The following is a 12651-nucleotide window of genomic DNA, read 5'->3' as shown; positions in this document are numbered from 1 at the left end:
AATCCCGTACGACTTGCATGTATTAGGCCTGCCGCTAGCGTTCATCCTGAGCCAGGATCAAACTCTCCATTGTAAAGTTTGTGTGATCTCTCAATCTCGAAAGATTGATCAATCTATATTATTCTATATCCGAATTAAATCGAACCGTCAGGTTTTTAATTTTAACTATCTTACACTACTTCAAAGAACTTTTCTTGGACAACTTTTTTGTCCATTTGCTGTGTCTCATTCTCGCTTTTTGAAAGCTTGTTTTCGAAACAGGTTTGCAAATGTAAAACAAAATTTTGATGTTTTAAAACATTTGAGAGAAAATTTTAAATAAAATTTTATTCTCTTTTTTCAAATTTCAACAAAAGTTTGTTTGCCTTTTTGCCTTTTCCCGCGAGCGTCTCTCATTTGGGAATGCAAACATAGGGCTCTTTTATGAATATGCCAAACACTTATCTAAAATTATTGATGAATATCTTTTAACCTACTCAAAAACAGTCAGATATTTATTCAATTTAATTTGACCTTGGCCTTTTGTATACAGGAACAGTACTGCAAGGCTCCCCAAACATCACACTTTTTGCCACATGCATCACTTTCTTGACAATCTCCCCATAGGCATAGTCAGGAATTGACAACTTACCACAGCCTTTTATAACTACCGGCCTGTCTTCAAAATTTTTCACATCAAGCTTGTTGATGGCACTGTATAAAAGATGCTTTTCTAAATCTTCAATGCTACCTATTATCACTTCCTTTGCCACAGCCTGCAAATTTACCATGGCCAACATATAAGCCCATTTAGGAATTATGGCATCAGTAGAGCAAGTAATTGCCACCAATTTGTCTTTATATAAAGACCAGTCAAGATTTTTAAAGCTTTGACGAAACTCTTTCTCTTTAACTACCAAACCTTGGAATAAAAAAGGCTCCAAATCAAAAACTATTCGATCTCCTACCAAATAATAGGTTTCCAAATCTATTGTGACAATAGGACTATTGGCTACTCTGTTAATTATTTCACTCATGACAATAATGGGTTCTTCTTTGATTTTAAAACCATAAACTCTTTCAAGTAGTTCGGCTCAAAGTAGGCAATATCCACAAAATCCTTGTTCATAAATTTTTGGTAAGCCAATTTCCCCAAGCCTTCAGCAGAGTTAACCATATCAATGTACCTTCCATTGGCATGATTCAGGAAAACTTCTGTCTTTTTATTGGCATTGCCCAAAAAATAGACCAATCCGGAATCCAAAAATTCATCAAAAACCCCCTCCTCTAAAATTACAGGTTTCAAGGGAACCAAGGTTCCGCCCTTTTCATCTAGCACCTTGGCATACACTTCCATTCGCCGGGCATCAATCATGGGTACAATAAAGGAACCCCTTTCAACTTGACCAACCAACCGTGCAGCAAGACCATCCAAACTATCTACACCAATTAAAGGTAAATCATGGGCATAGGCCAAGCCCTTGGCCGTAGAAACGCCTATGCGAAGGCCGGTATAAGAACCGGGGCCTTGGGCAACTGCTATGGCATCCAAACTCCCCGGGCTGTAACCAGCTTCTGCCATCAAACTTTTAATCAGTGGCACCAACTTGCTCCCATGCACATTGTCTTGATGCAATTCTGAGAGGGCAAGAAGCTCACCATCCTCATGAATTGCAACAGAACAAACAGCAATGGAGGTCTCTATAGAAAGGATTTTGCTCATATATATATGTCTTAAAAAAACAGCATCATTATCAACAAAGTGGAAACCCACGGCGTGCTCCCATTGCAGCTATGGAAAAACAAAAGGCTACATCTCAAAGGTGTAACCGATATTTGGCAAAGTAAGCTTAAGCACCCACCATTTTAAATTCTCTATCCATTTAATGGATTACTTCGAGAACGTATTCCCGCTTAACTCAATGATAGGGTTAAAACTATTTCCGGCTAGGTTTACTTTGAAGGACTAAGGTAAGCTTCATATTGCTTAGCATCGGAAAAAACCTCTAAAGCACTTTCAATCTCCGGATCTTGATCCAAAGAGGCTTCTATAACACCCTTTTGATAATAATACCTAGAAACGATTTCATCTTTTAGGGCTTCTTTGATTTCATCTTCAAAGGTTATCAAATCTTGCTCTTTGCTGTGGCTTACACTCTTTTTAAGCTTTTCAAGCTCTTCTTTGATGTCATCAAAATACTTTTCCTTTTCAGCGTATTTCTCTAGGTCCTCTATGGTTTTTTCAACCCTAGTAATGTAATCATATTCTTTATCCTGTAACCAATCTACAAAGGAAGCATACAGTTCATCACTGACTTCAAATGATCTGGGAGCTACTATTGAATCATTTTCCAAAGCAAATTCACTCACAAAGCTAAAAACCAAACTTCGGGTCACTAGGCTATAGGTAATTGGAGCAAAACTTCTGGAGTCTAACGCTATGTCAGGCTCTATCCCTGCCCCGTCATATACGGTCCGTCCGTTTTTGGTTTGAAATTCTTGCCTTAATGAATCAGGAACATAACTGCCATTTCCGTCTTCATCTTTTATACTATAATCTATGGCCTGAATGCACCTTCCACTTGGAATATAGTATTTGGCTGTGGTAAGTTTAACCTGAGAATTATAAGCCAAAGGAATGGTACTTTGAACCAATCCTTTGCCAAAGGAAGTCCTGCCAACCAATACAGCTCGGTCATAATCCTGTAAAGCACCTGCTACAATTTCCGAAGCAGAAGCGCTACGTTCATTGATCATCACTACAAGCGGGATTTCCTTATCAATAGGTGAGGAACTGGTTTTATACTCAGACAATACTTTGTCCAATTTCCCGATGGTTTTAACCACTTCTTTATTTTTCGGAATAAAAATATTGACCACGTTTACCGCTTCCATTAATATCCCTCCGGGGTTATCTCTTACATCTAGGATTAATTTTTTTGCCCCTTGGGCTTTCAAATCTTGCAGAGCCAAAGCCACATCTTGAGCAGCATTGGTAGTGAAATCACTTAACTTAATATAGCCGGTCTCTCCCTCCACCATGCCATAATATGGCACATTACTTATGACGATCTTTTTTCTGGTGAGCTTTACTGACAAAGTATCCACTCCTCTTTTGACCACTACGTTTACTTCTGTATTGGCCGGCCCCTTTAGCAATTTAGAAATCTCACTGGTGTTTTTATTGATCACATTGACGGTATCTACTTTCAATAGTTCATCGGCAACTTTCAACCCTGAAACTTGGGCAGGAAAACCTTTATAAGGCATCATGATCATATTTTTTCCCAATCGGTTACCTATCAATGCACCTACCCCACCATATTCACCGGTGGTTAAAACCCTAAAATCATCCGACTCCTCCTCAGGAATATACTCAGTGTAGGGGTCAAGTTCGGCCAACATGGCGTTGATCCCAACAGTCACCAATTCATTAGGGTCGATTTCATCCACATAATAGGTGTCAAGCTCCCTTACCAATGAAGCAAAAATATCCAGGTTCTTGGCCAGTTCAAAAAGCTTATCATTTTTGGGATAAAAAGAAAGCATCAAACCAGCTATTCCTACAACAGCAAGGCTAGTGAAAAGCCTTTTACGGGAAAAATAATTTTTCATTCTTGAGATGGTTTTGCTTCAGGTAATTTTTTTAGGATCTTAATGACCTTTGGTTGTATGTCATGAAACCCCATCAAGTCCTTTGAAACGTAAATTAAGGCGATAAGTTTTTTTGACTCCTGTGTGGCAGGTAAAAGATGCTTGTTGAGACGGTAAGCTTCTTTAACTCTTCTTTTAATATAGTTTCTGTCTGTAGCATTTTTCAGCTTTCTTTTGGAAACAGATACCAATAATTGATTGTTAGTTACCCGCGAATCATCAAGATACAATACCTTGAAGGGATATAAAAAAAAAGAGGAACCTTTATCAAAAAGTTCCTTTATTAACTTTTTGGAATGTAATCTTTCTTCTTTTGAAAATTTACAATCCATAAAATAATGCTTAATAAATTATTCCATACAAATGCAATCGGGCATTATTTCTTAAGTGTCTTCTCAGAAGATACTGATAACTTATGTCTACCTTTAGCTCTTCTGGCTTTAAGTACTCTCCTGCCATTAGAAGTGGACATTCTCTCTCTGAAACCGTGCTTGTTTCTTCTTTTCCTGCGGGAAGGTTGAAATGTTCTTTTCATTATTGCTATATTTTAATCGCTTAATTCTCGTTTTTTAAAGGATTGCAAAGATAGAGAGGTTTTTTTTATTTACAAACCAGTGGCTTACTTTTGTTTAAGACCTTTTCAATACTATTCATGAAATATACCATAAGTACCCCCATACCCGCTTCACAAATTCTGGAAATTCAGCTGGAATTTATATGCCAAAAAGAAGAAAAAATCCAGCTCCAATTGCCCGCATGGCGCCCCGGAAGATACGAAATAGCCAATTACGCCCAGTTTATTAGAAAATTGGAAGTGTCCGGACCCGATGGAAAAATAGTGGCTGAAAAAGAAACAAAAGATGCTTGGGCATTTTTTGCCGCAAAATATGGAAACTATAAAATTTCTTATTCTTTTCATGCCGCACAACTGGATGCTGGCGGCTCTTGGCTTGATCCTGAGCAAGTTTATATCAATTTTATCAACCTTTGTTTTTCCATTTCCGGTAGAACAGATGAAAAAATAAAAGTGAAACTTATGCTTCCGCAAAGTTATAAAGTTGCCTGTGCATTACCCCTAGTAGATGACACCCTCTTATTGGCAAGCAATTATCAGGAACTAGTAGATAGCCCTATTTTGGCTGCAGAAAACTTGCACCACAAAATTTATAAAGTGAAATCAACCAATTTCCATGTTTGGGTGCATGGGGAAATCTATTTTGATTGGGACTCAGTTTTAAAGGAATTCAGCCATTATACCGAAAAGCAAATCGAGGACATGGGAGATTTTCCTGCAAAGGACTATCATTTTATCATTCACATGCTCCCTTTTCCCCATTATCATGGAGTGGAACACCAATTCTCCACAGTGATCACCCTTGGGCCTGACCGGTTATTTGCCAAGGAAGAAGGCTTGGACAGGTTGATGGGGATTTCTTCCCATGAACTTTATCATTTTTGGAACGTGTGCAGAATTCGACCAAAATCAATACAGCCTTATGATTTCTCAAGGGAAGCCTATCTAAAGGAGGGACTTATCGCTGAAGGAGTTACAACCTTTATGGGGGATTTTTATTTGTTAAAATCAGGTTATTATTCTACAAAAAGATACTTCGAGGTTTTAGAAAAATTGATGGAGAGGAGCTTTGAAAGCCTAGGCTGGCAGAATCAATCCATCGTAGACTCGAGCTGGGATCTTTGGCTGGATGGTTACAAAGCCGGCATTCCGGACAAAAAAGTTAGCATTTACACCCATGGGGCTCTCCTTGTATTGGCAATGGATATCATGCTGATGCAAAATGGTAAGCGAATGCACCAAGTCATGTACAAGATGTGGGAGTACTATGGCAAAACAGGCATTGGTTATGAATTAAAGGATTTCGAACAGGCGGTGCTTGATTTCGCAGGTGATCGGGAAGAAATGAAAAGATTTTTCGAACAGTATGTTCGGGATACAGGCAATTTGTTTGATTTGCTGCAAAACCTACTACCTCTCATAGGTTTAAGTGTACAAAAAAGAGCTGCCAAAGCACCTTTGCAAAGTGACTATGGGATAGTAACCGACCCAAATGGCCAACTGCTAAAAATCCATCCCAAATCACCGGCCTTCAAAAAGCTAATGATCAAAGATAAAATATTGTCCTATGAAGTAACTGAGGAAGGAATAAAGCTAAAGGTGAAAAGATGGGGGAAAAACCTCAATATCAATTTACCTGCCGATGGCGAAATATTCTATGGTAGCTATAAAGTGAATAGCATAGGAAATTCATCGGCCTTCAGCCAGTTTATCAACCAATAAAAAGCGGGAAAAATCAAGAAGTTAATTCACAAAGTAAAGGGAAGGGGATTTAGCCCTTCTCTTTACTCAAACAAAGAATTGTCAAGCGTCTCATTTACCTGAATAGAAACTACATGGGTTTCCATAGGTACAGGTAGCATAGGATTAGAGATGGTTACTTTCATAGGAAACATTATCCCGTCCACCTCTTTGTAGTCATCAAAAATTATATCTCCTGCTACTTCAGCGACCATCTTTAATTTTAGCCCGCTGGAAATACTGAAGTATTCCTTGCTTTCAAGCCCTGCAGAATTGGTCACCATTAAAGTGTAAGCCTCTTCCCCATTGATAGTAGCATTTTCGCCTCTGGTTACAGAAAATCCCATGTCCTCATAGTGCAATTCCGGAAAAGCATAGATATTTGTTTTAAGGGTTGCCAACTCATCCTCTGATAGGGTTTTGACTTGCCCCATCATGCTCATATAGCCCTCATCATCCTTCACAACAGTTTTTTGCATTACATTCCCATCTACTACCATCTGCTGCATTAGGCGCAAGCCTTCCATGTCTCTATTGGTGTCAATTTCAATTTTCATTCCTTGTATTTCTGCCTCCATCACCAATATTATGGTCTTAACAGCAGAAATTTTCTTAGCACCTCCAATGGCATCAATATAATCATTAATGATTTCTTGAGGGGTTTTCTCAGGCAATGGTTCTGTTCTAAAAGTAGTGTGTGCATAGATACTTTGCGACACAGAATAAAGAACAAATAACAAAATAAAAATAGGCTTTCTCATTAATAGCATGGATATAATTAATTAAAATCTTCTTCAGTAAGGGTCACATTCAATTCAACTTTATCTACTTGAGTTTCTAGGGGAACAGGTATCATAGGGCTATTAATAGATATTTTAACAGGAACCAATACACCATCAAATTCTTGGTATTCAAGGTAAGTCATGTCTCCTGAAAGTTGATTTTCACTTTTCAACTTCAAACCGGAATCTATGCTATAATAATTGATTACCTGTCCTCCGGTAGGATTTGAAACAATCACCTTATAGGCAGACTCTCCATCCATGTCCACAGCACCATCCAAACTTAGGGTATAACCCATGTTCTCGTAATACAATTCAGGAATAAACCACAAAGAAGCCATCTTGACATCCTCATATTGCTCATCGGTTAATATTTGAGAGTTACCCATTGAGGTGACAGTAGCTTTGCCATCTTTTACCAATGTTTTGGAAGCAACATTCCCCATTACTACTACCTGCTGTGCCAAGCGTTGGTTTTCCATATCGTGGATGGCCATCATTTCCAATCTTGTCCCTTGAACCTCAGCAGTCATTTCAAGCTTTGCCGTTTTGATCGCTTCCACAGCAGCTTCACCGCCCACTGCTTTTAAATAGCCTGCAATAACATCAGAGGCAGTTTTGCTGTCATCAGACAATTGAATTTCTTGAACTTCATCCCCCTTATAATTGTACATGGAGATTTCTCCAAATTGAGCCAATCCTTCTTTTATAGCTGCCCCATTCCCTACCACAGTAATGTACATATTTTCAGGCTTTAGATATTTGGCTGCAACTTGATTTATGTCTTCAACGGTGAGTGCATCCAATCGTTGCAAGTAGCTACTGTAAAAATCATCCGGCAAATCATACCGATCGATATTGATAGCAAAGGTGGCAATGGTATTGGGATTTTCAAGCGATCTTCCAAACCTACCACTAAGGTTGGCTTTAGCCATTGCTAGTTCTTCGGCTGTAATGCCATTTTCCTTTAGGTTTCTAATTTCATAAATCATTTCATAAACAGAAGAGTCAGTAACCTCATTCCTTACAGAGGTGCCTGCAGAAAACTTGGCAATTAACTTATCAGAGCCAAAGCTTGATCTGGCCCCATAAGTATAGCCCTTGGTTTCCCGTAGATTCCCATTCAACCTGGAATTAAAGCCCTCTCCCAAAATAAAATTCATAACCCTGGTAGCCATATAGTCCGGATTAGTAAGGTGCATTTCAACCGGAAAGGCAATATTAATTACTGATTGAACAGCAGAGGATCGATCCAGAAGGGCCACTTTATTTTCTGTCGGAAGCTCAGGTTTTTGATAATCAAAATTGGGCACTTCTTCTTTCTCCCAAGAAGCAAAGTATTCGTTCACCAAAGTTTTGGCTTCTTTGTCATCAATATCTCCCACAATCGCCAAGTACGCAATATTGGGTTTAAAGTAAGTCCGGTAATATTCCTTTACATCTTCTAAGTTTACATTTTCAACCGTTTCTTCGGTCATTGTTTCACCATAAGGATGCTCTTTACCATATACCAGGGCATTAGAGATCACGCCAGCCAAATAATCCGGATCATCCTTAGAAGAAGCCAAAGATGTGAGGGTTTGTTTTTTTAGCTTATCAAGCTCTTCTTGAGGAAAAATAGGGTTGTATAAAACATCTGTCATCAATTCAAGTACCTTTCCCTGATGTTTTTTCAAAGATGAAGCCGACAGGGAGGTGGACCCTGCACCTAAAGAGGCACCAATAAAATCAATTTCCTCATCGAGTTCCTCTTTGGTTCTGGAGCTGGTCCCGGCCATCATCATGTCCCCCACAAAACCGGTTAGTCCGGCATTGTCTCCTTCAAATAAGGGATCCCTATTCAATATTAGATAAAATGCTACCCTCGGTAACTTATTATTTGGCACAACAAATACCTTTAGGCCATTGTCTAAGGTAAAAGTGGCAGGATCTGTAAATTCAATTTTTGGGGCCGGACCGGGAGGAGGTAAGACACTCCTATCAACTTGTGCGTATGTTCCGAAGGTAATGAATGCAGCAAAAAGAAATATATATAAAGTCTTCATTTTTCTAGCTTTAGGGTTATTATTCGTTTTGAGCCGTTTCCTGTGGTTTAGGAAGGTAATACAATACCACTCTTCCATCTAGGGTCAAGTACTTATTGGCCACACGTTGTATGTCTTCCCTGTTTACTTTGCGGTATACTTCCAATTCTCTATTGATGTATTCAGTATCGCCATAAAATAAGTTTGCCTCTGCAAGGTTTTGGGCAATTCCTTCGATGGAGGAATTCTTGCTGACCAGGTCATTTTCAATAATGTTCTGCAATTTCTGAAAATCCTTTTCAGATATTCCTTCCTCCTGCACTTGCTTAATCAATACATCAATTTCGTTCTCAAGATCCTCAGGTTCTACCCCCATATTGGCAATGCCATACATAATAAAAATGCCTCCGTCTTCAAGATCAAGGGGTATTGCTGCCACTACCAAAGCCTTTTGCTGCTTGTCCACAAGCTCCTTAGTCATCAGCGAAGATTTCCCTCCTGTGAGATAAGTCGAGAGCATTTCCATGGCATAAGCATCAGGATGATTTTTTGGTGGTAAGTTATAGGCCTGAATAATTGCCGGTATTTGGATATTGTCATAAATAATATCCCTGATCTCTTCGTCCTTTTTTGGCTCTTCTATGTTGGGCCTATAAATGGCTTTCTTTCCTTTGGGGATTTCAGAGAAGTATGTCCTTACCCATTCCTCAGTTTGCTCATAGTCAATGTCTCCCGCAATGGTAAGGATCGCATTGTTTGGCACATAAAAATCTTTATAAAACTGCATAAACTCATCCAGACTTGCAGCATTCAGATGGTCCAAAGATCCAATGGGTGCCCATTGATACGGATGTTCGCTATAAGCCCGTACCAAAGTTTCCGGTAAAATGGTCCCATAAGGCTGATTGTCATAGCGCTGACGTTTTTCCTCTTTGACTACTTCTCTTTGGGTTTCTAGGCCTACTTCATCAATTTTTGCATGCAACATCCGTTCGCTTTCCAGGTAAAGGGAGAGTTCAAGATAATTGGAAGGCATCAATTCATAGTAATAGGTGATGTCATTGCTGGTAAAAGCATTCAAAGCACCTCCGTTGCCTTCAACCAAGTCTGTATATTGACCCCTATCAATATTTTCTGATCCTTCAAAAAGTAGGTGCTCAAAGAAATGAGCAAAACCTGTACGCTCAGGATCCTCATTTTTGGAGCCTACGTGATACATCACAGAAGTCACGACTATGGGCGTTTTATTGTCTTTGTGCATGATTACCTTAAGCCCATTGTCTAAGGTAAATTCCCTAAAATCAATCTTTGTCTGGCTATAAGCCGTAGTTTGCACCAGAAACACACAAACCAGCCAAATTAAATGCTTTTTCATAGGTTTATTTTTAAAGTAAAATTGCTGTATTCACTATCAATTTTTCGAGTTTATTAATATTAACCCTAAATAATTCATGCTTTTTATCTTATAGATTCCAAATAATTCAAAAGATAATTCAGCAAACACACATTTAAATAAAATTTAACCTTTATTTAAACGCTTAGGATTTTACCTGCTCTACTAACGCTTTTATGGCAGCAAGGTTTTTTTCGTTGTGAGCCTCCAGAGCTGCATAAAAAGTTTCAGATACAAGTTCAGGATTTCGTAACAATACTCCGAATTCATCCACCCGTTTTTTCTCTTCTTCAAGACAATATTTGGCTATTTCCTTGGTATTGTCGTGATCCAAGGAAGTTTTGAAATTGTTCCAAGACCTTGAAAATAAACTCATTAAACTCCCTTCTTCTACAGGAATCCCTTCCAAAAGGTAAATCTCCTCTTTGATCGCATCTCTCAAAACCAGCTTTTCTTTGGCACGCTCAATAAAAAAATCCTTTATGGACCCTTCTTCCACATTTCTGGCAGCATCCTTATAACTTTTTATACCATCGTAAGTATTTTTAAGTAGCAGATTCAGGTATTTAATTAACTTAGTTTGATTGGCCATATAAATTTTAAAATGCACGTTTGAAAGGTTAAATATATCAAAATGCTTTTATCCCTCCTATCAGACGGTAGATTAGCTTTGGCTCCAATTTGATTTTAGGCTTGCAATGAATATATTGCTTTAGCTTAATTTCAAAAACCTCTAGCCACCAAACCAAATGAAAGCCTTATCAATACCGGTAACACTTATCTGCTTTAGTCTCTTTTTTAACTTTTCCTGTACACAAAAAACAAGCCAAGAAGCATCTGGCAAAAAGTGGTACAAAGGCAATCTGCATACCCATTCTTATTGGAGTGATGGAGATGAGTTTCCGGAAGTAATCATGAAGTGGTACAAAGATCAGGGTTATCAATTTGTTGCACTATCTGATCACAATATCTTCCAAGAAGGTGAAAAATGGAAATCCATTAGCGCCGACAGTCTCTATAGAAATGCTTTTCAGAACTACCTTTCAGAATACGGTGAGGATTGGGTGGAATATGTTCAGGAGGATGAAGAGCTGAAAGTGAAATTGAAGACTTTCGAAGAATATGGCCCTCGCTATAAGGAAAAAGAAAAATTCATCATGATTCCTGCTCAGGAAATCTCTGCCGGTTTTGAAGGAAAGCCCCTGCACCTCAATATTACCAACTTGGAAAGACTAATTGCCCCCATGGAAGGTGGGAGTGTAGTTGAAGTGCTGCAAAACAATATCAATGCGGTTTTGGAGCAACGAAAAACCTCTGGCAAACCAATGATGGTGCATATCAATCATCCAAACTTCATTTGGGCCATTACGCTTGAAGACATGATCCGGCTAAAAGGCGAACGGTTTTTTGAGGTTTATAACGGGCATCCTGCGGTTCATAATCTAGGAGATTCAACCAGAATTGGCTATGAAGCCATGTGGGATTTTATCAATATCGCTTATTTAGAAAAGGGCCAACCACTGATTTTTGGCTTGGCAACAGATGACAGTCACAATTACCACAAACAAGGCGCGAAATTTAGTAATTCCGGCAGAGGCTGGGTTGTTGTTCAGGCAGATTCATTGGAAGCCGGCACTATAGTAGAGGCTTTGGAAAGAGGAGATTTTTATGCTTCCACAGGCGTGGAATTGGAAAAGCTTAGCTATGAAAACAATGTTTTGGAGGTTGCGGCCCTTCCCAAAGAGGGGGTAAATTATACCTTGGAGTTTATTGGCTGTAAAGAAGGTGAAAAAGACACCCAGGTATTAAAGACCGTTGAAGGCAATGCCGGGTCATTTGAGCTAAGTGCTGATCTGCTATTTGTACGATGCAAAATCACCTCCTCCGAGCCCCAGCACAACCCAGTTGAAAACATGAAGAATCAACTGGCCTGGACTCAACCGGTAAGGCCTGAGTAGAATTCAGAAAGTACATTAAACTAGCCCTTAGGTTATTTATTATTCAGACTTAAAAGGAGTTGAAGATTCCGTTAGATAGGAAGGAGTAGATGCAATCTACTCCTAGTGTCCCCTTTTATGAAAGTTGAGAATTTTCGTCATTTTGGGTGACCAGCCTAGAGTAGGCTCTCGAGAAGGCCCTAAGATTTTTAAAATACTTCTTTGCGACTCCGCAACTCTGCGTGCAGCTTTCAATGTTTACTTTGTGCATGATCCTCGCAAAGGCGCTAAGACGCTAAGGTTTTGTAAATCCTTTCTGTGGCTCCCCCATCCTGTGCGAAACTCTTAACGTTTATTTTAATTTTGGGAAAGTATGAAAGTTGAGAATTTTCGTCATTTTGAGTGACCAGCCTAGAGTAGGCTCTCGAGAAGGCCCTAAGATTTTTAAAATACTTCTTTGCGACTCCGCGACTCTGCGTGCAGCTTTCAATGTTTAATTTGTGAATGATCCGCGCAAAGGCGCTAAGACGCTAAGGTTTTGAAAATCCTTTCTGTGGCTCCGCAATTC

General features: G+C 39.1%; 11 protein-coding genes and 1 rRNA gene. 2 read left to right on the top strand and 10 right to left on the bottom strand.

Annotated elements, in window-relative coordinates:
- The 6 genes from Q4534_RS23725 to rpmH all read right to left on the bottom strand — a co-directional run.
- Positions 1-73 (bottom strand): 16S ribosomal RNA (locus Q4534_RS23725); the annotation flags it as partial.
- 430 nt (positions 74-503) lie between these two features.
- A complete protein-coding gene (locus Q4534_RS23720; protein WP_303615647.1) occupies positions 504-1016 on the bottom strand; it encodes a DUF2480 family protein in 513 nt (170 codons plus the stop codon).
- Complete coding sequence (gene tsaB, locus Q4534_RS23715; RefSeq protein ID WP_303615646.1) at positions 1013-1702, bottom strand: tRNA (adenosine(37)-N6)-threonylcarbamoyltransferase complex dimerization subunit type 1 TsaB; 690 nt, start codon at positions 1700-1702, stop codon at positions 1013-1015. Before tsaB ends, Q4534_RS23720 begins: the two co-directional genes overlap by 4 nt.
- 230 nt (positions 1703-1932) lie before the next feature.
- On the bottom strand, positions 1933-3594 hold the full coding sequence (locus tag Q4534_RS23710) for a S41 family peptidase (RefSeq protein WP_303615645.1): 1662 nt from the start codon (positions 3592-3594) through the stop codon (positions 1933-1935).
- Entirely contained in the window at positions 3591-3965 is a 375-nt protein-coding gene (gene rnpA / locus Q4534_RS23705; protein WP_303615644.1) for a ribonuclease P protein component, read from the bottom strand. The genes Q4534_RS23710 and rnpA overlap by 4 nt, the downstream gene beginning before the upstream one ends.
- A gap of 44 nt (positions 3966-4009) precedes the next feature.
- The gene (gene rpmH, locus Q4534_RS23700; protein ID WP_014019965.1) at positions 4010-4168 is read right to left on the bottom strand and encodes a 50S ribosomal protein L34; all 159 of its coding nucleotides are present in this window, start codon (positions 4166-4168) and stop codon (positions 4010-4012) included.
- Positions 4169-4285: 117 nt separating this feature from the next.
- Here rpmH and Q4534_RS23695 point away from each other — a divergent pair, with 117 nt between their 5' ends.
- Positions 4286-5929, top strand: coding sequence for a M61 family peptidase (locus Q4534_RS23695; protein ID WP_303615643.1), 1644 nt, complete (start codon positions 4286-4288; stop codon positions 5927-5929).
- 62 nt (positions 5930-5991) lie between these two features.
- Here Q4534_RS23695 and Q4534_RS23690 read toward each other — a convergent pair whose 3' ends face one another.
- The 4 genes from Q4534_RS23690 to Q4534_RS23675 all read right to left on the bottom strand — a co-directional run bounded on the left by Q4534_RS23690 (position 5992) and on the right by Q4534_RS23675 (position 10738).
- On the bottom strand, positions 5992-6708 hold the full coding sequence (locus Q4534_RS23690; RefSeq protein WP_303615642.1) for a peptidase, M16 family protein: 717 nt from the start codon (positions 6706-6708) through the stop codon (positions 5992-5994).
- A gap of 17 nt (positions 6709-6725) precedes the next feature.
- The gene (locus Q4534_RS23685; RefSeq protein ID WP_303615641.1) at positions 6726-8774 is read right to left on the bottom strand and encodes a pitrilysin family protein; all 2049 of its coding nucleotides are present in this window, start codon (positions 8772-8774) and stop codon (positions 6726-6728) included.
- A 19-nt stretch (positions 8775-8793) separates the two neighbouring features.
- A complete protein-coding gene (locus Q4534_RS23680; RefSeq protein ID WP_303615640.1) occupies positions 8794-10128 on the bottom strand; it encodes a pitrilysin family protein in 1335 nt (444 codons plus the stop codon).
- A 163-nt stretch (positions 10129-10291) separates the two neighbouring features.
- Entirely contained in the window at positions 10292-10738 is a 447-nt protein-coding gene (locus Q4534_RS23675) for a DUF2383 domain-containing protein (RefSeq protein ID WP_303615639.1), read from the bottom strand.
- A 157-nt stretch (positions 10739-10895) separates the two neighbouring features.
- Here Q4534_RS23675 and Q4534_RS23670 point away from each other — a divergent pair, with 157 nt between their 5' ends.
- A complete protein-coding gene (locus tag Q4534_RS23670; protein ID WP_303615638.1) occupies positions 10896-12104 on the top strand; it encodes a histidinol-phosphatase in 1209 nt (402 codons plus the stop codon).
- The last annotated feature ends 547 nt before the right edge of the window (positions 12105-12651 follow it).

The organism is Cyclobacterium sp. 1_MG-2023, assembly GCF_030546805.1.
Lineage (GTDB): Bacteria > Bacteroidota > Bacteroidia > Cytophagales > Cyclobacteriaceae > Cyclobacterium.
Note: the sequence above shows the minus strand (reverse complement) of the source record. Positions and strands in the feature narration are given on the sequence as shown.

What these genes read in the sequence shown, in the direction of transcription:
- Q4534_RS23720 (WP_303615647.1), bottom strand. Translation starts at nt 1,016, where the DNA reads ATGAGTGAAATAATTAACAGAGTAGCCAATAGTCCTATTGTCACAATA.
- tsaB (WP_303615646.1), bottom strand. Translation starts at nt 1,702, where the DNA reads ATGAGCAAAATCCTTTCTATAGAGACCTCCATTGCTGTTTGTTCTGTT.
- Q4534_RS23710 (WP_303615645.1), bottom strand. Translation starts at nt 3,594, where the DNA reads ATGAAAAATTATTTTTCCCGTAAAAGGCTTTTCACTAGCCTTGCTGTT.
- rnpA (WP_303615644.1), bottom strand. Translation starts at nt 3,965, where the DNA reads ATGGATTGTAAATTTTCAAAAGAAGAAAGATTACATTCCAAAAAGTTA.
- rpmH (WP_014019965.1), bottom strand. Translation starts at nt 4,168, where the DNA reads ATGAAAAGAACATTTCAACCTTCCCGCAGGAAAAGAAGAAACAAGCAC.
- Q4534_RS23695 (WP_303615643.1), top strand. Translation starts at nt 4,286, where the DNA reads ATGAAATATACCATAAGTACCCCCATACCCGCTTCACAAATTCTGGAA.
- Q4534_RS23690 (WP_303615642.1), bottom strand. Translation starts at nt 6,708, where the DNA reads ATGAGAAAGCCTATTTTTATTTTGTTATTTGTTCTTTATTCTGTGTCG.
- Q4534_RS23685 (WP_303615641.1), bottom strand. Translation starts at nt 8,774, where the DNA reads ATGAAGACTTTATATATATTTCTTTTTGCTGCATTCATTACCTTCGGA.
- Q4534_RS23680 (WP_303615640.1), bottom strand. Translation starts at nt 10,128, where the DNA reads ATGAAAAAGCATTTAATTTGGCTGGTTTGTGTGTTTCTGGTGCAAACT.
- Q4534_RS23675 (WP_303615639.1), bottom strand. Translation starts at nt 10,738, where the DNA reads ATGGCCAATCAAACTAAGTTAATTAAATACCTGAATCTGCTACTTAAA.
- Q4534_RS23670 (WP_303615638.1), top strand. Translation starts at nt 10,896, where the DNA reads ATGAAAGCCTTATCAATACCGGTAACACTTATCTGCTTTAGTCTCTTT.